The 26,531-nt window shown below is 34.3% G+C and carries 24 protein-coding genes, 1 pseudogene and 1 riboswitch; of the genes and pseudogenes, 14 read left to right on the forward strand and 11 right to left on the reverse strand.

The window, feature by feature from the left end; translation table 11 throughout:
* Positions 1 to 42: 42 nt before the first annotated feature.
* The 3 genes from SSP_RS01380 to SSP_RS13325 all read right to left on the reverse strand — a co-directional run bounded on the left by SSP_RS01380 (position 43) and on the right by SSP_RS13325 (position 1,740).
* Complete coding sequence (locus tag SSP_RS01380) at positions 43 to 606, reverse strand: TetR/AcrR family transcriptional regulator (RefSeq protein ID WP_011302267.1); 564 nt, start codon at positions 604 to 606, stop codon at positions 43 to 45.
* 170 nt (positions 607 to 776) lie between these two features.
* Entirely contained in the window at positions 777 to 1,616 is an 840-nt protein-coding gene (locus SSP_RS01385) for a DMT family transporter (protein ID WP_305961154.1), read from the reverse strand.
* Positions 1,582 to 1,740: a hypothetical protein gene (locus SSP_RS13325; RefSeq protein WP_011302269.1), complete on the reverse strand. Its 159-nt coding sequence runs from the start codon at positions 1,738 to 1,740 to the stop codon at positions 1,582 to 1,584. Before SSP_RS13325 ends, SSP_RS01385 begins: the two co-directional genes overlap by 35 nt.
* A 218-nt stretch (positions 1,741 to 1,958) precedes the next feature.
* Here SSP_RS13325 and SSP_RS01390 point away from each other — a divergent pair.
* The 3 genes and pseudogenes from SSP_RS01390 (at position 1,959) to SSP_RS01400 (ending at position 5,089) form a co-directional block, all read left to right on the forward strand.
* Positions 1,959 to 3,313 (forward strand): annotated as a pseudogene (locus SSP_RS01390) (amino acid permease).
* 58 nt (positions 3,314 to 3,371) lie between these two features.
* Entirely contained in the window at positions 3,372 to 4,319 is a 948-nt protein-coding gene (locus SSP_RS01395; RefSeq protein ID WP_011302271.1) for a nucleoside hydrolase, read from the forward strand.
* A gap of 197 nt (positions 4,320 to 4,516) precedes the next feature.
* Complete coding sequence (locus SSP_RS01400) at positions 4,517 to 5,089, forward strand: M23 family metallopeptidase (RefSeq protein ID WP_225310463.1); 573 nt, start codon at positions 4,517 to 4,519, stop codon at positions 5,087 to 5,089.
* A gap of 175 nt (positions 5,090 to 5,264) precedes the next feature.
* Here the strand turns inward: SSP_RS01400 and SSP_RS01405 are convergent, their stop codons facing one another.
* On the reverse strand, positions 5,265 to 5,930 hold the full coding sequence (locus SSP_RS01405) for a DNA-3-methyladenine glycosylase family protein (protein WP_011302273.1): 666 nt from the start codon (positions 5,928 to 5,930) through the stop codon (positions 5,265 to 5,267).
* A 10-nt stretch (positions 5,931 to 5,940) separates the two neighbouring features.
* Entirely contained in the window at positions 5,941 to 6,294 is a 354-nt protein-coding gene (locus tag SSP_RS01410) for a DUF488 domain-containing protein (protein WP_011302274.1), read from the reverse strand.
* Positions 6,295 to 6,425: 131 nt separating this feature from the next.
* On the opposite strand from SSP_RS01410, the gene SSP_RS01415 reads away from it, so the two are divergent.
* The 5 genes from SSP_RS01415 (at position 6,426) to SSP_RS01435 (ending at position 12,118) form a co-directional block, all read left to right on the forward strand.
* Positions 6,426 to 6,854 carry a 6-pyruvoyl trahydropterin synthase family protein gene (locus tag SSP_RS01415; RefSeq protein WP_011302275.1) on the forward strand — a complete coding sequence of 143 codons (429 nt, stop codon included), beginning with the start codon at positions 6,426 to 6,428 and terminating at the stop codon, positions 6,852 to 6,854.
* A 514-nt stretch (positions 6,855 to 7,368) separates the two neighbouring features.
* A complete protein-coding gene (locus tag SSP_RS01420; protein ID WP_011302276.1) occupies positions 7,369 to 8,412 on the forward strand; it encodes a PTS transporter subunit IIC in 1,044 nt (347 codons plus the stop codon).
* A gap of 525 nt (positions 8,413 to 8,937) precedes the next feature.
* A complete protein-coding gene (locus SSP_RS01425; RefSeq protein WP_011302277.1) occupies positions 8,938 to 9,669 on the forward strand; it encodes a transglycosylase SLT domain-containing protein in 732 nt (243 codons plus the stop codon).
* A 100-nt stretch (positions 9,670 to 9,769) separates the two neighbouring features.
* Positions 9,770 to 9,878, forward strand: a riboswitch (SAM riboswitch).
* 58 nt (positions 9,879 to 9,936) lie between these two features.
* Positions 9,937 to 11,094, forward strand: coding sequence for an aminotransferase class I/II-fold pyridoxal phosphate-dependent enzyme (locus tag SSP_RS01430; protein WP_011302278.1), 1,158 nt, complete (start codon positions 9,937 to 9,939; stop codon positions 11,092 to 11,094).
* A 25-nt stretch (positions 11,095 to 11,119) separates the two neighbouring features.
* Entirely contained in the window at positions 11,120 to 12,118 is a 999-nt protein-coding gene (locus SSP_RS01435; protein ID WP_011302279.1) for a D-lactate dehydrogenase, read from the forward strand.
* Between the two features lie 50 nt (positions 12,119 to 12,168).
* On the opposite strand, the gene copZ is transcribed toward SSP_RS01435, so the two are convergent.
* The 3 genes from copZ to SSP_RS01450 form a co-directional block, all read right to left on the reverse strand.
* Entirely contained in the window at positions 12,169 to 12,375 is a 207-nt protein-coding gene (gene copZ, locus SSP_RS01440; protein ID WP_011302280.1) for a copper chaperone CopZ, read from the reverse strand.
* 45 nt (positions 12,376 to 12,420) lie between these two features.
* Positions 12,421 to 14,805 (reverse strand): heavy metal translocating P-type ATPase, encoded by a 2,385-nt coding sequence (locus SSP_RS01445; RefSeq protein ID WP_011302281.1) that lies wholly within the window; start codon positions 14,803 to 14,805, stop codon positions 12,421 to 12,423.
* Between the two features lie 174 nt (positions 14,806 to 14,979).
* Positions 14,980 to 16,431, reverse strand: a complete 1,452-nt coding sequence (locus SSP_RS01450) for a SulP family inorganic anion transporter (protein ID WP_011302282.1) — start codon at positions 16,429 to 16,431, stop codon at positions 14,980 to 14,982.
* Between the two features lie 199 nt (positions 16,432 to 16,630).
* Here SSP_RS01450 and SSP_RS01455 point away from each other — a divergent pair, with 199 nt between their 5' ends.
* The 3 genes from SSP_RS01455 (at position 16,631) to SSP_RS01465 (ending at position 20,317) form a co-directional block, all read left to right on the forward strand.
* A complete protein-coding gene (locus SSP_RS01455) occupies positions 16,631 to 17,392 on the forward strand; it encodes an ABC transporter ATP-binding protein (RefSeq protein ID WP_011302283.1) in 762 nt (253 codons plus the stop codon).
* Entirely contained in the window at positions 17,382 to 19,277 is a 1,896-nt protein-coding gene (locus SSP_RS01460) for an FtsX-like permease family protein (RefSeq protein ID WP_011302284.1), read from the forward strand. The genes SSP_RS01455 and SSP_RS01460 overlap by 11 nt, the downstream gene beginning before the upstream one ends.
* A gap of 170 nt (positions 19,278 to 19,447) precedes the next feature.
* On the forward strand, positions 19,448 to 20,317 hold the full coding sequence (locus SSP_RS01465) for an SDR family oxidoreductase (protein WP_011302285.1): 870 nt from the start codon (positions 19,448 to 19,450) through the stop codon (positions 20,315 to 20,317).
* A gap of 235 nt (positions 20,318 to 20,552) precedes the next feature.
* Here the strand turns inward: SSP_RS01465 and SSP_RS01470 are convergent, their stop codons facing one another.
* From SSP_RS01470 to SSP_RS01480, 3 genes are all read right to left on the reverse strand, one after another.
* Complete coding sequence (locus tag SSP_RS01470; RefSeq protein ID WP_041784753.1) at positions 20,553 to 20,840, reverse strand: YxeA family protein; 288 nt, start codon at positions 20,838 to 20,840, stop codon at positions 20,553 to 20,555.
* A gap of 470 nt (positions 20,841 to 21,310) precedes the next feature.
* Positions 21,311 to 21,517, reverse strand: coding sequence for a hypothetical protein (locus SSP_RS01475; protein WP_002482258.1), 207 nt, complete (start codon positions 21,515 to 21,517; stop codon positions 21,311 to 21,313).
* Between the two features lie 136 nt (positions 21,518 to 21,653).
* The gene (locus tag SSP_RS01480) at positions 21,654 to 23,075 is read right to left on the reverse strand and encodes an SLC13 family permease (RefSeq protein ID WP_011302287.1); all 1,422 of its coding nucleotides are present in this window, start codon (positions 23,073 to 23,075) and stop codon (positions 21,654 to 21,656) included.
* Between the two features lie 155 nt (positions 23,076 to 23,230).
* On the opposite strand from SSP_RS01480, the gene SSP_RS01485 reads away from it, so the two are divergent.
* From SSP_RS01485 to SSP_RS01495, 3 genes are all read left to right on the forward strand, one after another.
* Positions 23,231 to 24,427, forward strand: a complete 1,197-nt coding sequence (locus SSP_RS01485) for a DUF819 domain-containing protein (RefSeq protein ID WP_002482260.1) — start codon at positions 23,231 to 23,233, stop codon at positions 24,425 to 24,427.
* A 28-nt stretch (positions 24,428 to 24,455) separates the two neighbouring features.
* Positions 24,456 to 25,019 carry a sugar O-acetyltransferase gene (locus tag SSP_RS01490; protein WP_002482261.1) on the forward strand — a complete coding sequence of 188 codons (564 nt, stop codon included), beginning with the start codon at positions 24,456 to 24,458 and terminating at the stop codon, positions 25,017 to 25,019.
* A 459-nt stretch (positions 25,020 to 25,478) separates the two neighbouring features.
* A complete protein-coding gene (locus SSP_RS01495; RefSeq protein ID WP_011302288.1) occupies positions 25,479 to 26,495 on the forward strand; it encodes a PTS sugar transporter subunit IIC in 1,017 nt (338 codons plus the stop codon).
* The last annotated feature ends 36 nt before the right edge of the window (positions 26,496 to 26,531 follow it).

Raw genomic sequence — 26,531 nt, forward strand, 5'->3', positions numbered from 1 at the left:
TGAAATCCACGACAGAGACCTAATAAGTCCTGACGTGGATTTTTATTTTAAAATCTGTTTCATTAGAAAGGGTAGTGCACCCTCAATGTAATCATTTGCTGATAATTGACTACTATGAAACCAATGCTTAGCTGTACCGTATAACCCCCATGAAAGAAATCTCGCACTTGCCGCAAGAGATTCTCTTGTTTCATTTGGATGTTGTTGGACAAGCAATGTTAAAAAGATATCCTCTAACTCTTCTTTGACTCTTTTTTCAACAACTTGTCCATAGGCTTCGCTATTTAATTTACATTCATTATGTGTTTCTTGAATATAACTCGTAATTGTAATGAAGCTAGAAGATAATGTCGTTTCGTTAAGTTCTGAAGAAACATCTAATGCATCATTTAAATTTTTTAATACAGTTTCTGAGAGCGTATAATCCATAATGTCATATTTATCATAAAAATGAGCATAAAACGTAGCGCGATTTACCGTTGCACGTTCCGTAATGTCTTTAATTGTTATAGTTTGTAATTTTTTTTCTTTAGCAATTTCACGAAAGGCGTCCATCAACAACTTTTTAGTTCTGGTTACTCTTGGGTCAACATGTGTTGTAGTCATTGACCTCATACCTCCTCTAATTTATAAAACGATTATGTATTCAAACAAATTATCTTGCTTTCATAACGAGATGTCAATGTGAATGATTTGAACTGCATATATTACAAATTAAGCAATACGTTTAAAAACCTTACTATAAAACTTTGTCCCAAAATATTTTGTGATTTGAATTACAGTGTCATGTTATTGTTTTCCTTAATTATGCTGTTCATGAAACTATAGATGAAAATACCTAATGTAATTATGATGATCCCTATCATACTAACTGTGCTTGGAAGCGGTAAGTCCAAAAGGAGCATTTCACCAATTAATGTAAAAATGATTTCAGTCGCTTGTGTCGATTCGACTGCTCCAAGTTTTGCTTGGTTATGTTTTACCATATTGGTTGCATAGAAAAAGAGTGTCGTAGCTATTATCCCAGAGAATACGGCTACGATAAATGTCTGTAAAAGTTGATTAGAAGAAGGCGGACCGGACTTCAATACACCACATATAAATATAACCACCCATATAGGTAGTGTGACGAGCGTCATACCATAAATACGTTCAAGTGTATTTAATTGATTATCCACAAGAATCATCATCTTACGATTACCTAAAGGATAGCAAAAGGCACCTATAATTAAAGGAAGTACCGACATGATAAAAACTTGTATTTCAATATGAGAAACTTGAGGTATTTGGACAAGTACAACACCCAAGACCATAATGCTAGAGGTACCTACAGAGCGCCAAGAAATACGCTCTCTTACTTTTATTTGTTGATGATTTATTTGCACATATTCATAAAATAATGGCGCGAGGAGTAGACCACAAATGATTGTTAATTGCCATGTTGCAGAGATAAGCCAGCCGGGACTGTAATTAGCGACAAATGTAATTGGCATATAAAAAAATACAAATCCTAGGGTACTCCAAATCATCCATGGAACAAAATGCGTTTTAATATGATAATGTACTTTAGTTAGGTTCTTTTTAATGTATATAATTATAAAAAGTATGGGGAACATAAATAAAAAAGCGTAATGAAGCACTAAATAGCCAATTGCCTTCATCTTTAGCCATTGCATGATTCAAGATAAATGTTACAGAAAAAAATAATGCACCAAGAATACCAATTAATATTGCACGCATACGATTCACCCTTTAACATTGTAATTGAAAATAATTAATATTTTTAATTTAACATTTATTTAAAAATTAGCAAAGCTAGTATGTTTGTAAATATATTTATAGGAAATAATAAGTGTAAAGCAATATGATTTCATTTGTGTTAAAAGTATTTTGATACTTATCATGAAAAAAGTAGTATGATAAAAATGTGCAAATATTTCGAATAAGGGGTAGAAATAATGGCAGATAAATTAAAGGAGAACTCAGTAATCGGCATATACAGTTAATTGCGATTGGAGGAGCCATTGGAACCGGATTGTTTTTAGGTGCTGGACAATCTATTCACTTAGCTGGACCATCCATTTTACTCACCTATATTATTGTTGGATTTGTGTTGTTTATGTTCATGAGGGCAATGGGAGAAATGTTATTGTCAAACACTGAATTTAATTCTTTTGCGGATATCACGCATGAATATGTAGGGCCGTTAGCTGGATTTATAACGGGATGGACATATTGGTTAACATGGATTATTTCAGGGATGGCAGAAGTGACAGCAGTAGCTAAATATGTATCCTTTTGGTATCTAGATATTCCAAATTGGTTAACAGCACTGGCATGTGTATTGTTACTTATGTCGTTTAATTTATTAAGTACGAAATTATTTGGCGAATTAGAATTTTGGTTTGCAATAATCAAAGTAGTAACTATTGTGGCATTGATTATTGTGGGCATTGTAATGATTATCATGGCTTATAAAACGCCATTTGGTCATGCTAGCGTATCAAATATCTATCGTCATGGTGGGGTGTTCCCTAATGGTATGTCTGGTTTCTTAATGTCGTTTCAAATGGCAATCTTTTCATTTGTCGGCATTGAGATGATTGGTATCACAGCCGGAGAAACAAAAAATCCTCATAAGACAATTCCTCAGGCGATTAATAATGTGCCACTTAGGATTTTATTGTTTTACATTGGTGCGTTAGCAGTCATCATTTCTATTATACCTTGGAATGAACTAGATCCAGAAGGCAGTCCTTTTGTGAAAGTATTTGCATTAGTGGGGATACCATTTGCTGCAGGCATGATTAATTTTGTTGTGTTAACAGCTGCAGCGTCAGCGTGTAATAGTGGGATATTTGCTAATAGTAGAACACTATTCGGATTATCAGATAGAAAACAAGCGCCACCGAAGTTTCAAGCGACAAACCGTAAAGGCGTACCTGTTGTCGCAATTCTTGTAACGTGTGCATTATTGTTATTTGCAGTATTATTGAATTATTTTATTCCAAATGCGACGACTGTGTTTGTGTATATCAGTACAGTTTCTACAGTATTAAATATCTTTATTTGGACAATTATTATGATTGCCTATGTAAGGTATACCAAAGCACGTCCGGACTTACATAAACAAAGTAGATATAAAATGCCAGGTGGAAAAATTATGTCGATTTGTATTATTGCATTTTTCGTATTTATTTTCGGGGTATTATTTGTTAACCCAGAAACACGTATTGGGGTTATTTTAGCACCTTTATGGTTGATTGTACTTGCTTTAATGTATAGACAATACAAAAAGCATACAGTTGAGTAATGCGTGCTTTTAACATGAATACGCATAGGTTGTGAATTTTTATATTGGAGTGATTAAAATGAGTAAAAAAATAATTATGGATTGTGACCCGGGTCATGATGATGCAATCGCATTAATTTTAGCAGGAGCACAAAACAGTCCATTAGATATATTAGCTGTGACAACGGTAGCAGGGAATCAATCGGTAGAAAAAAATACCAAAAATGCTTTAAATGTATTAGAAGTGATGGGAAGAGATGATATTAGTGTCTCTGTTGGTGCTACGCGTCCACTTATTAAGCCAGCATCCTTTGCTTCACAAATACACGGCGATAGTGGGTTAGATGGTCCGAAACTGCCTGAAGTCCCAGCACTAAAACCAACGCAAAAACAAGCAGTCGATGTTATTATCGAAACATTGAAGCAAAGCAAGGAACCAGTCACGCTTGTTGCAACGGGTCCATTAACCAACATTGCTACGGCGCTGATTAAGGAACCAAATATCACACAACATATTGAATCTATTACAATTATGGGCGGTGGCACCTTCGGGAACTGGACTCCTACTGCAGAATTTAATATTTGGGTTGATGCAGAAGCGGCTAAGCGCGTCTTTGAATGTGGTGTGTGTATCAATGTGTTTGGTTTAGATGTGACGCATCAAGTATTAGCCACAGATCATGTTATCGATAGATTTAAACAGATTAAGAATCCAATTGCAAACTTTGTTGTAGAACTTCTAGAATTTTTCAAATCTACGTATAAAACGCACTTTGACATGGATGGTGGTCCAATACATGATGCTTGTACGATACTTTATTTGATGCAACCTGATTTATTTACAATGCAACATACACATATCGATATAGAGCACCAGAGTCCATTGACATATGGCACGATGTCAGTAGATTTAAATGATATTATGAATAAAGAGAAAAATGCCTATTTTGCTACAGCGGTCGATGTAGCGAGTGCATGGACATTAATGGAAAATATGTTAGCAAGTTATGAGAAGCATACACATTAACAAGCAGGCATTTATAAGCGGGAGTGGTACAGAAATCTGATTTTACTATAAAGATTTCATAGTGCTGCTCCTTTTTGCTACAACTAAAGTATGAGCGCTAATTCAAGCGAATTATTAGAGATTTATCACTATAAAAAGTATACTAAAAAGCCAATACTTAAAATGATTAAAAGGTGAATCGAATAGTGAAAAATGTAATGAAATGGATTGTCTTACTAATAATTATTATTGTTCCACTAACGTGGTTAATACTGAATATAAATGATATAAAAGAAAATATGAATGAAACATTTACTACACAAAATCAGGACGCAGACCAAGGTGAAAGTGAAGATTCTTTTAGTAAATTTTTCGATGGCAGTAGGGAAACAGAAAATTTTGGGGAATATGAATTTAGTGAATTTGATGGTAAACACTACGGCATCGATTATCATTTGCCTGAAGATACGCCAATCAAAGCGGCTGCTGATGGCAAAGTGACGCGAACATTCGATGATGATTTAGGTGGTAAAGTAATTCAGATAGCCGAGTCAAATGGTGAATATCATCAGTGGTATATGCATCTTAATGAATTTAAAGTGGAAGTAGGAGATGACGTTAAAGCAGGTGATACGATTGCACTGTCAGGTAATACCGGTGAACAAACGACTGGCGCACACTTGCATTTTCAACGTATGGAAGGTGGCGTTGGTAACGATTATGCGATAGACCCTAAAGATTATGTTGAAGATTTGCCAAATGGAGAAGAAAGTTTATTTGAAGTAGAGTAAATCGCTATATTAAATAAAAGAGATTCTAGAAGTTAGAGTTTTTCATACTATTAATACCAAACAACACAAGAAGTAATGAAAAATGGGGTTTATGAAAAAATAATAGCTTTTGAGATAACGTGAATAGGGCGAGACGATGAATTCAAATGATAATGTTTGATTTCATTGCCTCGCCCTAATTTTTATGGTCTTTTGGTATATCATAGATAGAATCGTATTGTAATAAATCTTGATGAATTGCTTCCCATAAATAGAATGCACCAATTGAAGCACAACCCTGCCATTGTTCCTTACAGATAGTGAGTTGTTTCTTTCTTTCGGCTTTGGTTGTTTGATATAACCATTGAGCAGCACGTTGCAATCCAACATCGTATATAGGTAATATATTTTTGCGCTGTAATGTAAATAGAAGAAAAACTTCGGCAGTCCATCTACCAATCCCTTTAATTTGAGTCAGTGCGTTAATAACGCTATTATCGTCCATTTTGTAGAGTTGTTCAAAATTCAATTGTCCATTGCGCACTGCAAATAGTACATTTTGGATATAGTTTATTTTTGATTGAGATAAACCTAACGCTTTCATTTCGGATTCTCTTAGTTGTGATAATTGATTTACCGTCCAGTGATCGTCAATGGCGATGGATAATTTTTGGAAAATAGATTGCGCTACAGCTACTGTAATTTGCTGTCCGATGATAGACCGGATAAGGGATTTTAACGGGTCTGCGCGCGTCTGAATCTGTAAATCTCCTATCTGGTTAATTAACTGCGCAAGTGTGGCATCTTGTTTAATTAGCGTTTGTACGCATGCATCTTGAACGGAAATTTGCCATGTATTCATAAATTACCTCTTAATTTAATAAGTCTTGAAGCACAACTGCTTGATTGTGCTGTTCATCTTTTGCTGCAAATAATAAGATGACGTCATTCTCAGTATTAGAAATGATAGATTTTAATTTTTCAAAGGCTTCTTTTTGTGATTCATTGTCACGTAATTCTTTGGCATATTTTTCTTTAAAAGCAGCATATAATTTGGGATCGTGATTGAACCATTTTCTTAATTCGGTAGTTGGCGCTAGCTCTTTTAACCAAAAATCTAAATTTGCGTCTTCTTTTGATATGCCTCTAGGCCAAACACGATCTACAAGTATACGCGTACCTTCGCTCTGATTATTTTCATAAATGCGTTGTATTTCAATTGTCATGCTACTGCCTCCCTGAAAATCATTTAGTATCAATCATATTATTACCGTTAAATGAAATTTGAAAACATAGTTATATTATAGAAGGAACAGGAATGGGTATATAAATAAAAAGGGAAATAGGAGTGATGTTAATGTCTAAATTTGATCATATTCAACCACCTGACCATTTTCGATATAAAGAGGGTGAAGTGTTAATAAAAAATTATTATGAATTTACATGTGATAATAGAATTTATTTTACTCAAACTGTGCATAAAGATTTAGAAAACCAAACATATAAGTTCAATATAGAAATATTATCTAGCATTGATGCATATGGTCTAGCTATGGATTTTAATGAAGTAGATAAACTGTATGAAAGAGAAATAGCGCCTTATATTGATGGTCAACTTGTGAATGAAACATTGCCAGAGATGAATACAACAGCAGAAAATATTGCGATTTGGATTTGGCATCAATTTAATAAACACTTACCTGAAAATAATTCATTACAAAAGCTAGAATTTTTTGAAACGGATACACAGGGGTTAGTGTTAACAACAGAATTAATGGATAAATAAAAATGACGATATAAAAAGTGTGAGTAGAACAGAAATCAAAATTTCTAATAGAGATTTCTTAGTTCTACCTATGCAATTAAGGCAAGGATGATTAAGTTAAAGCTCATGGATAAGTCTTACTAGCATTTTTATGTGGCATATCTAAGTTTTGGCTTATGTATCAGTACGACACGTTTCCATAAAAATGAAAAAATTAGTTTCTTTAAATACGAGAGGATTTACATTTTCAATTCAACTATCTGCTAATGCCTAAATGTAAGCGAGTTTAGGACCACTATTTATGTCCTAGACTCGCTAGTTTGATATATATCGTTTTAGAAAACACTTAAAATTAGCTTGATATAGGATGCGATTTTTAGAAAGTCGAGTTCCTCCAATGTTTTGTGTTTGCTACTAAATGAAATCACCCCTGTGATGAATTTAGTAAAAGTGAAAAATAATACAAAATAAATATTCTGAAAATTAAGAAAATATGATATGGTAGTATTCTATTTCAGCTTAGGGGGGAACTTCTATGATTAAAGTAAGTCCAAAACAATTTCTATATAATGTTCTGTCAGGTGTAGCAATTGCTATTGTTGCAGGTTTAATTCCTAATGCGATCTTGGGAGAATTATTTAAACTTTTTGCACCAAAATCTTCAGTATTTACAACTTTATTGCAAGTTGTGGAAAGTATTCAATTTACAGTTCCTTTATTAGTAGGTGCTTTAATTGCCATGCGTTTCAAACTAAGCCCATTAGCAACTGCAGTCGTAGCTAGCTCTGCATTTGTAGGAAGCGGCGCAGCACAATTCAAAGATGGCGTGTGGTTATTAGTTGGAGTTGGAGATTTAATTAATACAATGCTTACTGCAGCGATTGCAGTATTTTTAATATTATTAGTAGGAGAAAAATTTGGCAGTCTGACATTAATTATTTTACCTACCATTGTGGGGGTCATCGCAAGTGTAATTGGTGTATTTACCTTACCATATATCCAAATGATTACAACAGGTATTGGGAACTTAGTAAATTCTTTTACTGAGTTGCAGCCAGTCCTTATGTCAATGCTCATTGCATTAGTGTTTAGCTTTATTATTATTTCACCAATTTCCACAGTTGCGACTGCTTTAGCTATTGGTATCAATGGCTTAGCTGCAGGTTCAGCTTCACTAGGTATTGTTGCGTGTGAAGGTGCATTAGTAGCAGGCACACTTAAAATAAATAGAGCGGGTGTACCACTTACGATATTCTTAGGTGGCGTCAAAATGATGATTCCGAATATGGTCAGACATCCTATTATATTGTTACCTATTTTTACCAATGCGCTTATTACAGGTTTAGTTGGTGGGTTAATTGGTATTGGAGGTACAAAGGAATCAGCTGGTTTTGGTATTATCGGACTAGTTGGACCGATCAGTGCTTTTAGATTTATGGAACATTCAATAATATTGAATTTAGTTTTTGTGTTTATTGCATTTTTTGTCGTACCATTTGTTATGGGGTATTTAATTAATACGTTATATATGAAGATATTGAAAATATATGATAGAGAAATCTTCAAGTTCTTAGCGTAAGGTTACACAATTTGCTTAAAATGTGTGTCATATTTTGTAATAAAGCATAAGGTTGTCGTTACATAAAAAAATATAAAATGATTAAAAAAGGCCACCCATCAGTGGTCTTTTTTTAATTTAAACAAAAAAATTTGCAAGTTTTACTCCAAAATATAATTTTTTTGTCTTTTTGTTATTTTACAGTTATGTAACAAAAGTGTGATTTGTAATATTTCAGAATATATGATTTTCTTAAATGTAAATTTATTTAATCGCTTTATATCATATACTCATATAATATCCTTTTATCTATCAATAGTTATTTAGCATTACAAAATAAAACAAATATGTCGTAATGTTACAAAGTGGAATTTGATTTGTAACGTTTTGTTAAGTAAGTGTAATATAACTGAACGAAATTTATGGTATATTATTTGTGGCGAAAAGATAAGACATTAAATTTAAAAGATTTCAGCACATACGATAAATAATTTAACGAAAATATAATTTAACTTAAAAAGAAATTAATTGGAGGATTTTTTTATTATGAAGAAAACAATTTTAGCATCATCATTAGCAGTAGCATTAGGTGTAACAGGATATGCAGCAACAGCTGATCACAATCAAGCGCATGCATCAGAAGAAAATATCGACCAAGCGCATTTAGCTGACTTAGCTCAAAACAACCCAGAGCAATTAAATGAAAAACCATTACACGCTGGTGCGTATAACTATGATTTCGTATTAGGTGGAAACGAATATACTTTCACTTCTGATGGCCAAACTTGGTCATGGAATTATACAACTGCAGGTGCTCAAAGTGCATCTTCTAACACTATCCAAGATGTAACTGCTCAAGCAACTACACACACTAACGAAACTTCAGCTAACGAAGTTCGTACACAACAACAATCAAGTAACACTGAAGTAGCAGCTGTTGAAGCGCCTAAAGCTTCATCTAACACAAACGTTCAAACTGCACAAACAAGTACTTCAACTAAATCAACAACTACAACAACTACAACATCAACATCAAGTATTGATGCAATTGCTAATCAAATGGCAGAACGTACTGGTGTATCAGCTTCACAATGGAAAGGTGTTATCCAACGTGAAAGTGGCGGTAACGCAAATGCTGTTAATGCTTCATCAGGTGCATACGGATTATTCCAATTATTAGGCCATGGTGAACATGCAGGTATGTCAGTTCAAGATCAAATGGATAAAGCTGTTGAAGTTTATAATAACCAAGGTGCTGGAGCATGGGTTGCTTGGTAAGATTTAATTATATAGACAAAGAGTGACTCTTTAGAGTCGCTCTTTTTTTGCATTGACATGTTTGAATATTCTGATAAAATTAATAGTAATTTAAAAGCAAAACTTATCCAGAGAAGTTGAGGGAATTGGCCCTGTGAAGCTTCAGCAACAGACTTTGTAAAGAAGTACTGTGCTTCGTCCAACAAGTAATACTACTTGAAAGATAGGTGACATGTAAACTATATGCCACTTTCGTAGGTATATAGTTTTTTTATTAGGAGGACTTTGATGGTGATTTCGGATAGATTAGCACAAGTACCAGATAGTTATTTTGCAAAAACGATGGGGCAGCCTGTTGAACATGGGCCGTTACCTTTAATTAATATGGCGGTAGGTATACCAGATGGAGAAACACCAACAGGGATTATTGATTGTTTTACAGATGCATTGCGAGAGCCTAATAATCAAAAGTATGTAGCATTTCATGGTAAAGAGACTTTTAAACAAGCGATTGTAGATTTTTATCAAAGGCAATATGATGTCGTGTTAGATAAAGACGATGAAGTCTGTATTTTGTACGGAACTAAAAATGGTTTGGTAGCTTTACCATCTTGTATTGTTAATCCTGGTGAAAATGTACTACTACCAGATCCAGGTTATACAGATTATAAGGCGGGTGTCTTATTAGCTGATGCACATCCACAACCGCTCGTATTAGAACCACCATATTACTTGCCTCAATGGGATAAAGTGGATAGGGATATATTGAAAAATACGCGATTAGTCTATTTAACGTATCCAAATAATCCTACTGGATCAGTAGCTACACAAGCTGTATTTGATGAGGCTGTAGCGCAATTTAAAGGTACAAAGACTAAAATAGTTCATGATTTTGCGTACAGTGCATTTGGGTTTGATCATAAAAATCCGAGTATTTTACAAACAGAAGGTGCAAAAGATTTAGCGATTGAAGTATTTTCATTATCTAAAGGATATAATATGTCCGGTTTTAGAGTTGGATTTGCAGTAGGCAATAAAGATATGATTCAAGCGTTGAAAAAATATCACACACACACGCATGCGGGTATGTTTGGTGCGTTACAAGATGCAGCGACCTATGCATTGAATCACTATGATGATTTCTTGGACGAACAAAGTAATATTTTCAAACAACGTAGGGATACTTTTGAAGCGAAGTTAAAGGAAGAAAATATTCCATTTGAACCGATGAAAGGTGGTATATTCTTGTGGCTAAAAACGCCGCCAAATTTTGATGGGGAATCATTTGTTGACTATTTATTACAAGAGCAATCCATACTTGTTGCACCGGGTATTCCGTTTGGTGAACATGGTAAAAACTATGTGCGTATATCATTAGCGCTTGATGATGAGCAATTGAAAGTAGCTGCCGAGAGAATCCAATCTCTGAGACATCTGTATGAATAACATTAATTTTAAAGGGGATGCTAACATGACGCGTATAAAACTTTTTGGCGTTAGAAATGAGGATAAAGCTTTCATTGAAGCTTGGTCTAATAAGCATAAAGTAGAAGTCGATTTAGATGAAGATTTATTAACATGTGAAACTGTCTCACGTGTAAAAGGATTTGATGGTGTGTCTATTTCGCAACAAATACCATTGGACGAAACCATTTATAAGCAATTACATGATTTTGGGATTAAACAAATTGCTCAACGTAGTGCTGGCTTTGATATTTATGATTTTGAATTGGCGGAAAAATATAATTTGATTATTAGTAATGTACCTTCTTATTCACCACATTCAATTGCGGAATATACTGTGTCACAAGCACTCAATCTAGTTCGTAATTATAATGACATTCAACAAAAAACTGCTGAATATGATTTTAGGTGGCAACCGGATATATTATCACGTTCTATTAGAGACTTGAAAGTTGCTGTCATTGGAACAGGTCGCATTGGTTCAATTGTTGCTAAGATATTTGCGCAAGGATTTGACGCTGAAGTAACGGCTTATGACATTGCACCTAATGATGATTATAGAAGCTTTTTAACTTATGCAAGTACCATCAATGAAGCAATCCAAAATGCAGATATCGTAACAGTACATATTCCAGCTAGTAAGGAAAATGATTATTTGTTTGATGAAACTTTATTCAATGAATTTAAACCAGGTTCTGTATTTATTAATTGTGCTCGAGGTACAATTGTGAAAACAAGTGCATTAATCGATGCTTTAGATCGAGGTTTGATAAAAGGTGCAGCATTAGATACGTATGAAGGTGAAAAAGGCTTGTTCCCTAGTGATCAACGTCATACAGCATTTAATGATGATATGTTAAAGCAATTGATTGAACGACCAGATGTCATTGTTTCACCACACATTGCATTTTATACAGATGCCGCTGTCGAAAATTTAATTGTTGATGCATTAGATGCAACGATGGAAGTCATAAAAACAGGTGACACGCGTTTAAGAGTAAATTAAATATATAAAAGAAGGGGCGCTTAAATGACTAAGCGTCCCTTCTTTTATATTTATTTAACATCGTAACCTTGGTCTTCTATTGCGTCTTTCATTTGAGGCATTGTAACTTTGTCATCGTCAAAATCTACTTTAACATTACCGGCTTCTAGACTAACGTCAGCTGTTGATACACCATCAAGCTCAGTTAATGCAGTTTCTACAGCATGTTTGCAATGGTCACAGCTCATGCCTTCTACTTGAATTGTTTCTGTAGCCATATAAATCACCTCCTCATAAAGTCGTATGATTGTATTATATATCATTTATAATTTCATACGTTTTAATCTTAACGCATTTGTTACTACACTAACAGAACTTAGAGCCATGGCTGCACCAGCAATCCATGGTGCGAGCAAACCAAGTGCGGCGATAGGTATACCTGCAACATTATAACCAAATGCCCAGAATAAGTTTTGGCGAATATTGCGTATGGTTGCTTTACTTGCCTTAATGGCTTTAGGTATTAATAATAAGTCACCGCCTAGAATTGTAACATCTGCGGCTTCAATAGCGACTTCTGTGCCAGTACCAATAGCAATACCAATATCGGCTTGTACGAGTGCTGGTGCATCGTTAACGCCGTCACCCACCATCGCAATGGTTTTATCTTGGGTTTGGAGTGATTTGATTTTTGCTGCTTTTTCTTCTGGTAATACTTGGGCAATGATTGTATCGATACCAACTTCATTGGCAATAGCTTGTGCTGTACGTTCATTGTCACCGGTTAACATGACGACTTTAATATTGAGATCATGTAATTGTTTAATTGCAGTAGCAGTTGAGTCTTTGACTGTATCTGCAACGGCAACCATCCCTCTATATTCTTGATTGATTGCAATTAACATTGCTGTTTTACCAGATTTTTCAAATTGAGTCATGATGTCTTCTGAATCTTTTATATCGACATTTTCGTCGTTCATAAATTGACGGTTACCAACAATTAAATTTTTGCCAGATATATTTGCTTTAATACCGCGCCCAGGTACCGCTTCGAAATCAGTTGTATCTAATAATTTAATATTCATCGTTTGGGCATAATTTACAATGGCATCTGCTAAAGGATGTTCTGAACCTTTTTCTGCGCTAGCTAATAATTGCAAAGCTTCTTCATCACCATCAAAGTCAGTGACTACTGGTTTCCCATTGGTTATCGTACCTGTTTTATCAAGTACGACGGTATCGATTTGATGGGTACGTTCAATGTGTTCGCCACCTTTAAATAAAATACCGTTTTCTGCAGCTTTTCCAGTTCCTACCATGATTGATGTAGGTGTTGCTAAACCAAGTGCACAAGGACACGCAATGACGAGTACTGCAATTGCGGCAACTAATGCGGGTTCAAATTGACCTTGTTGAACGAATGCAATCCATATAATAAAAGTGAGTACTGCGATACCAACGACGATAGGTACAAAGTAACCTGAAATAACATCGGCTAGACGTTGTATCGGTGCTTTCGAACCTTGTGCTTCTTCAACAACTTTAATAATAGACGCGAGGGCAGTATCTTTTCCTACCTTCGTAGCTTTAACAGTGATAGAACCATTTTTATTCATAGTTGAACCGATAACGTTATCATCTTGCACTTTTTCAACTGGCATGGATTCACCAGTTAGCATCGATTCATCAATAGACGTTTTTCCTTTAATGATTTTACCGTCTACAGGTATTTTTTCACCAGGTTTAATAATTAAATAATCGCCTTCAACCACATCGTTTAGCGGTATCATCTGTTCTTTATTGTCCCGCAAAACGCGCGCTTCTTTGGCTTGAAGATTCAATAATTCACTTAATGCATTTGTCGTTTGTGTTTTTGCACGAGTTTCTAAATATTTACCAAATAAAATAAGTGTAATTAATACGGCACTTGTTTCGAAATATAAATGAGGCATCACATTAGCATTAAATAGCCATTTGACCATTTCGTATAAACTGTAGAAATAGGCGGCACTTGTACCTAATGCAACGAGTACGTCCATATTTGCTGAGCCATTTCTTAAGTTTTTGTAAGCTCCAACATAAAATTGCCATCCGATAATAAATTGAACCGGTGTTGCCAATATAAATTGGAACCAAGGATTCATAAAAATAGATGGAATTTGTATACCGAAAAGATGTACAAGCATTGTTAGCAAGAGTGGCGCGGCCAACACTGCAGAAATGATTAATTTAACTAATTTGCTTCTTAATTCTAATTCTTTTTGTGAACTTTTTTCGGCCACCTCTTTTTTGGGTTGTGCATCGTAACCTATTTTTTGTATTTTTTTAATTAATGCATCAACAGACGTTGCACTAGGATTATAGGAAATCGTAGCATTTTCAGTTGTTAAATTGACTGTTGCTTGATCTACACCATCTGTACGATTCAATACTTTTTCAATTCGGTTAGAACATGCTGCACACGTCATGCCAATAACATCTAACTCAGCTGTTTCATTTAACACACCATAACCTGTTTTTTCTATGGTTTTTGTTAAATCATCTGCGGATGTTGATTCTGGGTTGTAAGATATTGTAGCTTTTTCAGTTGTAACATTCACATTTGCTTCTACATCATCTAATTTATTTAAGTTTTTCTCAATGCGATTGGCACAGGCAGCACATGTCATTCCAGTAATGCCAATGGTCGTCTTTTTCTGTTCAGTCATATGCTGTGACCTCCTTATAGTTAAAATAAAATGGCTGGATATATACGATTAAGTCATTTGTTTTATATTTATAATATACCCCTAGTAGGTATACAAGTCAAACACAATGTTTAAAAAAAGACTGAAGCATCGTATGCCAATTAAGGTATATCATGCTTCAGTCTTGGAAAATATTTATAAAAGATGTTGTTGATTCACTTTACTTAATTCATTTACGATTTTACGGCTATCTTTATTTAGATACTGAACGTAAATTGTATTGTTTTTTTTATGATAATTATCTATTAAAGTATCTATGGCATTTACTGCAGAATCATCCCATAAATGTGCATCTTTAAAATTTAAGTAAATTGTTTTATGTCTTAATTCTAAATCAAGTTGGTTCATTAATGAATCAATAGATACGAAGAAAATTTGTCCAGTAATATAATAATGAATGGTGTCGTCCTCTTCTTCGTAGGTAACAACCACGTTTGAAATCTTTGTTGCAAAACAAAGTGCACTCACAACGACACCGACGATAACACCTAGAGCTAGGTTATTAGAGATTAGCACAATCGCAACTGTTAAAATCATGACAAATGCATCAGTGCGAGGTGCTTTTTTAATAAATTTAAAAGATCTCCAATCAAATGTACCAATTGAAACCATAACCATAATTGCAGCGAGAATAGGCATTGGAATTTGAACAACCCAGTCGCCAAAGATGATAATCAAAATGATTAAAAATATACCGGCAGTAAAAGTAGATAATCTTGTCGTTGCACCTGATCGAACATTAATGACAGATTGACCAATCATCGCACAACCACCCATTGCGCCAAAGAAACCAGTTACTACATTAGCAATACCTTGGCCACGTGATTCTTGATTTTTACTACTATATGTATCTGTTGCTTGATCCACAATTCTAGCAGTCAATAAACTTTCTACCAGACCGACAATCGCCATAGATAATGAGTATGGAAAAATGATTTGTAATGTCTGTAAGTTGAATGGTACATCCGGAATAAAGAATTGTGGCAATGAACGATTAATTGCACCTAAATCACCCACAGTCTCAACTTTTGCACCGGTAATTAAATACGTTATGGTTAGTAGTATAATTGCAACAAGTGGTGCGGGTACTTTATTAAATACGCGTGGTAGCAAGTAAATAATAAGTAGGGTAGAGATAACAAATAAATAAGTTGGGATAGAAATACCAAAGATATGTTTGATTTGGGTCATGAAAATCATAATAGCTAGTGCATTAACGAATCCAATCATGACAGAATTTGGAATGAATTTCATTAATCTTCCTATTTTTAAAATACCGAAAATGATTTGTATGATACCCATTAGTATTGTCGCAGCAAGCAAATATTGGACGCCATGATCTTTGACTAAAGGAACAATTACTAATGCGACAGAACCGGTAGCAGCAGATATCATAGCTGGTCTGCCCCCTACAAAGGAAATGACCACTGCTATAATAAATGAAGAATATAAACCGACCATGGGATCCACACCAGCAATAATTGAGAACGAAATGGCCTCTGGAATGAGCGCTAATGCAACAACAATACCAGCTAAAACATTGGTGCCTGGTGCAGTTAGCCATTCACTTTTTAATTTATTTAACATCTCTTGTACTCCTTATTTAAAATTGAACTTAGCTATTATATCATAAGATATAATTGAGCATTTTAAGATTTGAATAAAATACTTTTTATATATGTGACAGGTTTGTCATTTAAATGGAAATATTTGTTAGTTGAAACAAACGAAAAAAGAATTGAGATTCGTTAAGCTATGACTATACAGTAATTAAGGAGTGAGCGGCTTGTCTATATTGAAAGTAGAAGGACTAACGAAAAGTTACGGAAACAGACATCGTCAACAAGAAGTATTAAAAGGGATTGAATTCTCAATAGAAAAAGGTGAATTTGTTTCTATTATGGGACCGTCTGGATCAGGAAAGACAACTTTGTTAAATGTATTGAGTTCTATTGATTATATTACCAGTGGAACAGTTGAAATCAATGGTCACAAATTGAATGAAATGAGTAATAAAGCATTGGCAGACTTTAGAAAAAAAGAAGTCGGTTTTATTTTCCAAAATTATAGTGTCTTAAATACACTGACAGTTAAAGAAAATATTATGTTGCCTCTATCAATTCAAAAAATGTCAAAAGAAGAAAAAGAAAAAAATTATAAAGAAGTGACAGAAGCATTAGGTATTCAAGAACTTGGAGATAAATATCCTAATGAAATTTCTGGTGGTCAACAACAACGTACTGCTGCAGCGCGTGCATCAGTCCATAAACCAGCAATTATCTTCGCGGATGAACCTACAGGGGCGTTAGACTCTAAAAGTGCGCAAGACTTATTGCATAGACTTGAAGATCTTAATAAAAACATGAATGCGACAATCGTTATGGTGACACATGACCCTGTTGCAGCGAGTTACTCAAATAGAGTAATCATGCTGAAAGATGGCAATATTCATTCAGAGGTCTACCAAGGTGAAGATACGAATCAAGCATTTTATAAAAATATCATTCATATGCAAACAGCCTTAGGTGGTGTGGCACATGAGCTTTAATCAAATTGTTCTTAAAAATTTAAGACAAAATTTACGTCACTATGCGATGTATATATTTTCGCTCATTGTGAGTATTGTATTATATTTTAGCTTTGTTACATTAAAATATACAGATAGTATCAATAACGCGAATTCTATAGGCATCATTAAAAAAGGCTCTGTCGTTGGTTCATATTTTTTATTCGTTATTATTATCGTCTTTTTAATGTACGCAAATCAGTTATTTGTTAAAAGACGTACACGTGAATTTGCATTATACCAACTCATTGGGCTTACGAGATCTAATATTTTACGCATGATTTTGATTGAACAAATCGCTATGTTCTTAGTGACAAGTGTAATCGGTATTATCGTAGGTGTTTTTGGATCGAAAATTCTACTGATGATTGTACTTAAAATATTGGATATTAGTACAAGCGTATCATTAACATTCCAATTTCCAGCAGTTACACAAACTGTATTACTCGTTATTGTAGCAATGTGCTTAATTATGATACAAAGTTTTATCTTTTTACGAAAACGCAGTATTTTATCAATGATGAACGATAGTTCAAAATCAGAAGCAACTAAAAATAATATTTCAATTGCTGAAGTCATATCTGGTATTTTGGGTATCGCTATGATTATCTTTGGTTACTATATGTCTACAGAAATGTTTGGTAAATTTGCAAGTGGTATGATGTTCACACCATTTATCATTCTGTTCTTAACAGTTGTAGGCGCATATCTATTCTTCAGAAGTTCAGTATCAGTTATTTTTAAAACAATCAAAAATGCTAAACATGGTAAAGTGTCCATTACAGATGTTGTATTTACTTCTTCAATTATGCATAGAATGAAAAAGAATGCGTTATCTTTAACAATTATTGCCACAATATCTGCAGTGACAGTGACAGTATTATGCTTTGGTGCAATTAGCAAAGCAACGATTGATGACAATGTGAAGTTGAGTTCTCCACAAGATTTTAATTTCACAGAACAAAAACAAGCAGAAGCGTTCGAAAATAAATTAGATGAGGCGCATATTGGTTACGATGAACAATATAAAGAATTAGAGAGAGTGAAAGTGACGAAGGATAGCTTTTTCAAGGAAAGTGGAGGCACTGGCAATATGATGCCAACTGAAATGTTTATTACGAGTAATCAATATTTTAAAGATAAAGACATTACTGGAAACAAAGCTAAGATAACTAATTTAGCAGCTGCAGGTGGATTTGCACAACATAATGATCAAGGTATTATTAAACTGAAAAGTAAACCGGATCAATCAATTAAGGTTATAGACAGTAATGAAGATGTCCATTTCAGTAGTGAAGTGAGCTATGCTGGACCGGTACTTATTGTTAGTGAAGATAAATATAATCAATTGAAACAAAGTGCTGTAGAAACCAAACATCAATATGGATATAATTTGGAAAAACAAAGTGATTGGAAAGCGGCAAATAAAATTGCTAAATCCATTAATCCAGACATACAATCTCAAAAAACACAGCGACAAGATATGAATGATTCTGTAGGAATTCTACTATTTGTTACTGCATTTTTAGGATTAGCATTTTTAGTGGCGGCAGGATGTATCATTTATATCAAACAAATGGATGAAACCGAAGATGAAATTCCTAACTTCCGTATTCTACGTAAGATTGGTTATACACATCAAGATATGCTGAAAGGGCTTGGACTTAAAGTGATATTCAACTTTGGTCTACCACTCATTGTTTCATTATTACATGCTTACTTTGCAGCAAAAGCCTTTATGTTTCTTATGGGTGGTTCAACGATGACTCCTATTTATATCGTCATGATTGCCTATTCAATTGTTTATGGTATTTTTGCAGTAATGGCTTTTGTACATTCAAGCCGTATCGTCAGACATTCAATTTAAATATAATAGCATTGGTTTTTATTTAGAACACTGTAGCGTATATCGTTACAGTGTTTTTTGTATAACGCACATAGTCTGTCTAGAATTTATGTTGTGCCATTCATGTTTGTCATAAGAATAAAGTGGTATCTATAAATGGATAGAGATTATAACAGAGAGGTGTATAGTTAATGAATTTATTAGAATTTCATAAGCAAATAAAAGGATACACACAAGATAGACAGCCAGGTATACAGAAAGATATGAACCCACAACCAATAACGGAAATGGAAAGTTATAAAAGTGGTGGCAAGTTAAAAGGTAAAGTTGCATTAATAACGGGTGGTGACTCTGGTATAGGACGTGCTATCGCAGTGCTTTATGCAAAAGAGGGTGCTAATGTAGCGATTGGATACTATGATGAGCATGAAGATGCTGAAGCGGTCGTTGAACAAATATCATCTTTAGGTGTTACTGCAAAAGCGTACGCCCATGATTTAAAAAAAGTCGAAGATTCACAAAAATTAATTGAAAAGGTCGTTGCTGATTTCGGAGAATTGAATATTTTAGTAAACAACGGTGGTGTTCAATTTCCACAAGATCATTTTGAAGATATCGCACCTGAACAAATCAAAGAAACTTTTGAAACAAATATATTTGGAATGATGTTTTTATCTCAAGCAGCGGTACCACATTTAAAAGAAGGTGACGCAATCATTAACACGACGAGTGTTACAGCTTATAGAGGATCTGCACACCTAATTGATTATTCAGCTACTAAAGGGGCAATTGTTGCATTTACGCGTTCACTAGCGACAACTTTAATGAGCAAAGGCATACGAGTCAATGCTGTGGCACCAGGTCCTATTTATACACCACTGATACCAGCTACATTTTCTGAAGATAAAGTGGAAAATCAAGGTGGAGAAACACCAATGGAAAGAAGAGGACAGCCAGCAGAACTTGCGCCTTCTTATGTATTTTTAGCTTCCTATGCGGATAGTTCGTATATCACTGGCCAAGTGATTCATGTTAATGGTGGAGATTATATTACTTCATAAATATAGAAATGGAAAAAATAAGACAATGAGTCTGGGACAAACATAAATGTTTCAGACTCTTTTTCATTTTCTAGTCATCGTTCGCAGGATGGGACTAAAAAATCTATATTAGAAAATCTGATTTCTGACTCATTTTGATTGCTTAATGTTATTGGAAACTTATATTTAATTGATAAAACTGGGGAGAAGTACCTTTTGTTAAAGTTAAATATTTTATTGGAAATATTATTTTTAATCATTTTAATGATGGGAAAGATTGTTTGATGATATATTCTATATGTTCAACGTATGTACCTTTATGTTTTAGTTTTACATATTGTTCAGAAGGGTTATACCCATTAAATGACACTTTATAACTGCGTTTTTCTCCTTGTTTAGAATAAATGGATAAATCTTGATAGTATTGCGTGTTTAATTTAACGATGGCATAAGAGGTTTCTTTTTTTAATAATGGGTTAAATCTGTCAAATTTATCAAATGAGAAGAAGGCAACTGTCAATAGCACGAAAAGGATAACGATAATGAGTAAGTTTTTTTTTCATGATGATAGCTCCTTTATTTTAATGAAATGAGTACTTTCTAATAACGACAATACTACCTATACTTTAATTCCAAACGGCACCTTGAGTATAAACAGTAGCGGCTTTGAGTATAGGGCTAGTGCTTAAGGAAAATGAGACAAGCAACAATGAACTTACAATGAATTTCTTCATAAGAAAACCTCCTTTTTATAATTTAATTATATTATAAATAATTATTTATAATATTTCACTATAATGTATAGGGAAATTAAAATTCACGACAAAAAAGCAACGGCGCTTTTAAATAAGCGGTCCGTTGCTTCAGTCTGAAGGTTGTCTTAGAAAATCTATTTGTTGCAATTGCGTTATTCCGATACAGTAAATCCAATTTGTATATGCATAGCGTTACCTCAAGATAACGTATAGCATATGTTAAATACTTATGTGTCATGTCTTGATGAGGTTATAAACTTTAAAAGAAATCAGAAGGAATCAACTTTTCGAAATCCAAATTTTTTATACCGTCAAAATTTACGTTTTCAATGCTTTGTAGTATTTCACCGTTTTTAACTTGGTTATAGTAATTTGTTGCCTCGGCAGTTACATCATGATCTTCAAAAGTCTTCACGACACCAAGTATAATGACCACGGCAATTGCTCCCTTAATTAAAAATTTCATAATTATTGACTCCTTTTATAAGTTTATATACCTAGTTTATACTGTTTCGCTCAATTTAACATGCGTCCTTAGTATAGATGTTGTGTCATACCTTAGCAGTATAGCACGTATCGATCGTTTATTGTGAAGCATCCAGCTATAAACCGAATGCGATAGGTAGCCAGAAATACGCAAAGAGTGAAATAACAATAATTGCAAAAATATTAAGTACAAAGCCAGCCTTGACCATATCTTTCATTTCTAACTCATCCGAACTAAATACGGCTGCATTCGGTGGCGTGGATATAGGCAACATAAATGCACAAGTAGAAGATAAGGCAACGATACCCATAATGATAAAGGGATCTTGGCTGATAGCTGCTGCAAATCCAATACTGATAGGCATTAACATATTTGAAACGGCAGTATTTGACATCACTTCTGTTAGGAATAGGATGGCCGTTGTTAATACAATCACAATGAGTATGAATGGCAGTGGCTTCACAATACCTAACATACCACCAAACCATTTTGTTAACCCTGAATCTTCAAATGCTGCAGCTAAAGACAAACCGCCACCAAATAGTAGTAATATTCCCCAGGGTAACTTATTCATATCGTCCCATACCAGTAATCCGCCTTTAGCATTTTTGGCTGGAATAAGGAATAACAACACAGCGCCAAACATTGCTATAATCGTATCTGTGATGTGCAATGTTTCAGGTAAAAGCCCTCCGAAAATCCATAATAAACTAACGAGTAAAAAGACAATGCCTGTTAATTTTTCTTCTTTAGACATCGGACCTAAATCATGCAAAGCTTTCTTGGCAAAATCTGAGGATATTTGGTCAGCATCTTCAATTTTAAATAGCCATTTTGTTAAGAGGAAGTAGAGAATTGCTAATAAAATAACTGTTAATGGCACTGCGAAAATCATCCATTGCGCGAATGATACTTTCCGATCAAGACTTGATGATGCAACGGCAGCAAAGACTGCATTGGGTACTGAACCAATGAGTGTAGCTAGTCCACCAATAGAAGCGGAATAAGCAACGGTAAGTAAGAGCGCTTTACTAAACTTACTTGCAGATGCTGGTTTGAGAAATTGTGCATCCTTAATTTCTTGAATAAGTGCTAAGGCAATTGGTAACATCATCAGTGCTGTCGCAGCATTTGATATCCACATAGATATAAAGGCAGTGGCGATCATTGTTCCTAATATAATGCGGTTACTGCTTGTGCCCATCATGGAAATGATTGTCATCGCAATCCGCTTATGTAAATTCCATTTTTCAATCGCTAGCGCAATAATAAATCCACCCATGTACATAAAAACAATGGGATCCGCATACGCACTTGCTGCAATCACTTCATCCGTACCACCTGTAAGTGGTAGGAGAATAAGTGGAATTAATGAAGTCGCAGGAATTGGAATCGATTCTGTAATCCACCATGTTGCTACGAATAATGTGACTGCTAACACAGCTCTAGGTGCGTCTGCTAAACCTGTAATGGCAGGTATAAAATAAAAGATAATAAAAAGTAATGGTCCTAAAATCAATCCGATTTTTTGTTTCATAAATGTAAATCCCCCTTGTTTATAACCCCTGTACCAGTAAGAATATCAATTTAAAACTTTATAAACAATTCATTTTTCAGAAAATTGTAAAAATAATCCGAGGTAACTGGTAGAATGAATTTAACAAATTGTAGATTGTCGAAGGGGGATTATTTATGCTAATAGGTGCAATAGTAGCTAAAGATGATACATGGTTATTATGGGCAATCATTATTGTTTGGGCAACGGTGAGTTTATTTTTAGAACAACGTTATCGATGGGCGAGTACCATTTCGGGTGCGATTATTGCACTTGTTGGGGCAATGTTACTATCAAATTTCAAAGTGATTCCAATGAGCGCGCCAGTATATGATACTGTGTGGGATTATATTGTGCCCTTATCTATTCCATTACTTCTTTTTAGTTCTAATATATTGAAGATTTGGAAAGAAAGTAGAAGATTATTAGTGATATTTTTTGTAGCCTCTATAGGTACCATGATTGGTACAACGGTAGGATTTATGATCTTAAATCAATGGATTCCATATTTAAATAAAATAGGAGCCATGATGACTGGAAGTTACATTGGAGGAGGCGTTAACTTTGCGGCATTGAGTTCCAAACTTGAGACACCAAGTGAAATGATTTCATCTACTGTAGTAGCAGATAATAGCGTTATGGCACTTTATTTTATGCTGCTAATCGCACTACCTTCATTGCCTTTAATTAAAAAACAATTTAAAAGTGACTATGAATCAAAAAGTACTCCAGAATCTCAACAAGCGTATTGGGAGCCAAAAAAAATACAATTATTAGATATTGCTTTTTCGATTGCAAGTGCTGTGACGCTTGTAGCAGTTAGTTTCAAAGGTGCTGATCTCATTCAACAATGGATGCCGCAACACAATGTAGTTCTTACATTGATTGTTTCTTTTTTGGGAGATCCTTATTTATTGTTAACCACTTTAACTTTAATTGTAGTTGCAGTTTGGGGAGACTTCTTTGAAAGTTTAGCAGGTGCTTCAGAAATTGGTACATTTCTAATTTATATTTTCTTTGTGGTTATTGGGACACCTGCCTCATTTGCTACGATAATAACAACGGCGCCTTTATTGTTTATCTTTGTTATAATTATCCTTGTCTTTAATCTAGGGCTAAGCTTAATCTTTGGTAAAATTTTTGGCTTTAAAATAGAGGAAATTTTACTTGCAAGTAACGCAACTGCTGGTGGGCCAACAACTGCTGCCGCATTAGCAATTGGCAAAGGTTGGACGAAGGTGGTTGGCCCTATACTTATCATTGGCACATTAGGTTATGTTATTGGAAATTATGCAGGAACGTTAATGTATCAACTTTTAACTTATTTAGGGTGAATATAAAAAATATGGAGGTGCATTTACGATGAGTGAAAAAGAAAAAATGTTAGCAGGTGATTGGTATGATGCTAATTTTGACGAATCATTAGATGCTGAGAGAATGAAGGCTAAGGATTTGTGCTTTGAATTAAATCATATCAAACCTAGTGATAAAGAATCGCGTCATACAATACTTACAAAATTATTAAATTATGAACCGAAAGCATTGGAGTTGTTAAGTCCATTCCAAACAGATTATGGATATAATATCTTTTTAGGTGAAAGAATTTTTATTAATCATGACTGCTATTTTATGGATGGTGGCAAGATATTTATTGGTGATGATGTGTTCATCGGGCCAAGTTGTGGCTTATATACAGCAGTGCATCCCTTAGAATATAAAGAACGTAATATTGGGTTAGAACAAGCACTACCAATTCGAATTGAGTCTAATGTCTGGTTAGGTGCCAATGTCGTTGTCTTACCTGGAGTAACAATTGGTGAAGGTTCAGTAATAGGCGCTGGTAGTACTGTGGCTAAAGATATACCGCCGAATGTGCTAGCGTTAGGTACACCAGCCAAACCGGTCAGCGATATCAAAAATCAATAAATTTAAGCTAATCGTATGTTGACATGCTGCTTAGCTATAAGTAATTTACAAGGTGTTTCTTGTTTTATATAGAAGAATATAATAATGCTCCGCAAGACGAGTGTGCAAATGCTAAAGTTGTTTTTTAGATTTGTATACTCGTTTTTTTAGTACAGTAAAAGTTAAACATATAAAATATACAAAACAAATATTCAGGCTTTTTGAAAGAAAATTAATATAAAATTGTGTAATATATTAAAAATAATTAAAACCATTTATCAAAATGTTCCGCGGAGCTTAAATAAAAATTAATAAAATTGTTCGGAATATAAAACGAATTTGTGTTAATATAAAATATGAGTGAAATAGTAGGAGTAATAATTAATAAAATGTTTGTCTATACTGCTTAGCAAATGGTTGAAAAATTATTTCCGTACTTAATTTAACTACTTCTAGAATAGGAATGAGGAATTCGAAAAAATGGATATTTTGATTGGAACATTGTTTTTAATTGTAGTGTTAGCACTTTTTACACTATTTACATATCGAGCACCTATGGGTATGAGAGCTATGGGTGCCTTAGCAAATGCAGCGATTGCGACTTTTTTGGTTGAGGCATTTCACAAATATGTCGGTGGAGATTTATTAGGCATTTCATTTTTGGGAGATCTTGGTGATGCAGCCGGAGGTCTCGGTGGCGTTGCAGCTGCTGGTTTAGTTGCACTTGCAATTGGTGTATCTCCGGTCTATGCATTAGCGATTGCTGCTTCATGTGGTGGACTAGATTTAATACCTGGTTTTGTTGCTGGTTATGTTATTGGTTATTTAATGAAATATGCAGAACGTAAAGTACCAGATGGTGTTGATTTAATAGTTGGTATTTTAATTATTGCACCCTTAGCGAGGTTAGTAGCCGTAGGTGTTACACCATTAGTCAATAATTCATTATTAAAAATCGGTGATATTATCCAAAGTTCTACTGAGGTCAGTCCAATTATTATGGGTATTATCTTAGGTGGTGTCATTACAGTAGTAGGTACTGCACCGTTAAGTTCAATGGCTTTAACAGCGCTACTCGGTTTAACTGGTATGCCAATGGCCATTGCAGCGATGGTGTCCTTTGCATCATCATTTATCAATGGCACAATGTTCAATAAATTAAAATTGGGAGATCGTAAATCTAGAATTGCAGTTTGTATTGAACCTTTGTCTCAGGCTGATGTTGTATCAGCGAACCCGGTACCAATATACACAGCTAATTTTATTGGAGGTGCATTGGCAGGTGCTGTGATTGCATCATCAGGTATGATAAATGATGCTACAGGTACTGCGACACCATTGGCAGGGTTCTTGGTTATGTTCGGTTTTAATGATCCTATAAAAATATTTATCTATGGTGCGATTATTGGATTAATAGGTTTAATTGTTGGTTATGTTTGTTCAGTGTTATTTAAAAACTATCCAATTGTCTCAAAAGAGGATATAGAAACAAGATAGTAAAACACTTCGATGCTAAAAAAGTTAAGGCATCGG

The organism is Staphylococcus saprophyticus subsp. saprophyticus ATCC 15305 = NCTC 7292 (assembly GCF_000010125.1).
Taxonomy (GTDB): domain Bacteria; phylum Bacillota; class Bacilli; order Staphylococcales; family Staphylococcaceae; genus Staphylococcus; species Staphylococcus saprophyticus.

Excerpts from the sequence above, each read along its gene's own strand:
- SSP_RS01445 (WP_011302281.1), bottom strand. The coding sequence starts at position 14,805 with ATGACTGAACAGAAAAAGACGACCATTGGCATTACTGGAATGACATGT.
- SSP_RS01450 (WP_011302282.1), bottom strand. The coding sequence starts at position 16,431 with ATGTTAAATAAATTAAAAAGTGAATGGCTAACTGCACCAGGCACCAAT.
- SSP_RS01490 (WP_002482261.1), top strand. The coding sequence starts at position 24,456 with ATGAGTGAAAAAGAAAAAATGTTAGCAGGTGATTGGTATGATGCTAAT.
- SSP_RS13325 (WP_011302269.1), bottom strand. The coding sequence starts at position 1,740 with ATGCGTGCAATATTAATTGGTATTCTTGGTGCATTATTTTTTTCTGTA.
- SSP_RS01380 (WP_011302267.1), bottom strand. The coding sequence starts at position 606 with ATGACTACAACACATGTTGACCCAAGAGTAACCAGAACTAAAAAGTTG.
- SSP_RS01410 (WP_011302274.1), bottom strand. The coding sequence starts at position 6,294 with ATGACAATTGAAATACAACGCATTTATGAAAATAATCAGAGCGAAGGT.
- SSP_RS01425 (WP_011302277.1), top strand. The coding sequence starts at position 8,938 with ATGAAGAAAACAATTTTAGCATCATCATTAGCAGTAGCATTAGGTGTA.
- SSP_RS01475 (WP_002482258.1), bottom strand. The coding sequence starts at position 21,517 with ATGAAATTTTTAATTAAGGGAGCAATTGCCGTGGTCATTATACTTGGT.
- SSP_RS01435 (WP_011302279.1), top strand. The coding sequence starts at position 11,120 with ATGACGCGTATAAAACTTTTTGGCGTTAGAAATGAGGATAAAGCTTTC.
- SSP_RS01415 (WP_011302275.1), top strand. The coding sequence starts at position 6,426 with ATGTCTAAATTTGATCATATTCAACCACCTGACCATTTTCGATATAAA.
- SSP_RS01395 (WP_011302271.1), top strand. The coding sequence starts at position 3,372 with ATGAGTAAAAAAATAATTATGGATTGTGACCCGGGTCATGATGATGCA.
- SSP_RS01400 (WP_225310463.1), top strand. The coding sequence starts at position 4,517 with ATGAAATGGATTGTCTTACTAATAATTATTATTGTTCCACTAACGTGG.
- SSP_RS01480 (WP_011302287.1), bottom strand. The coding sequence starts at position 23,075 with ATGAAACAAAAAATCGGATTGATTTTAGGACCATTACTTTTTATTATC.
- SSP_RS01420 (WP_011302276.1), top strand. The coding sequence starts at position 7,369 with ATGATTAAAGTAAGTCCAAAACAATTTCTATATAATGTTCTGTCAGGT.
- SSP_RS01495 (WP_011302288.1), top strand. The coding sequence starts at position 25,479 with ATGGATATTTTGATTGGAACATTGTTTTTAATTGTAGTGTTAGCACTT.
- SSP_RS01430 (WP_011302278.1), top strand. The coding sequence starts at position 9,937 with ATGGTGATTTCGGATAGATTAGCACAAGTACCAGATAGTTATTTTGCA.
- SSP_RS01460 (WP_011302284.1), top strand. The coding sequence starts at position 17,382 with ATGAGCTTTAATCAAATTGTTCTTAAAAATTTAAGACAAAATTTACGT.
- SSP_RS01485 (WP_002482260.1), top strand. The coding sequence starts at position 23,231 with ATGCTAATAGGTGCAATAGTAGCTAAAGATGATACATGGTTATTATGG.
- copZ (WP_011302280.1), bottom strand. The coding sequence starts at position 12,375 with ATGGCTACAGAAACAATTCAAGTAGAAGGCATGAGCTGTGACCATTGC.
- SSP_RS01385 (WP_305961154.1), bottom strand. The coding sequence starts at position 1,616 with ATGTTCCCCATACTTTTTATAATTATATACATTAAAAAGAACCTAACT.
- SSP_RS01465 (WP_011302285.1), top strand. The coding sequence starts at position 19,448 with ATGAATTTATTAGAATTTCATAAGCAAATAAAAGGATACACACAAGAT.
- SSP_RS01405 (WP_011302273.1), bottom strand. The coding sequence starts at position 5,930 with ATGAATACATGGCAAATTTCCGTTCAAGATGCATGCGTACAAACGCTA.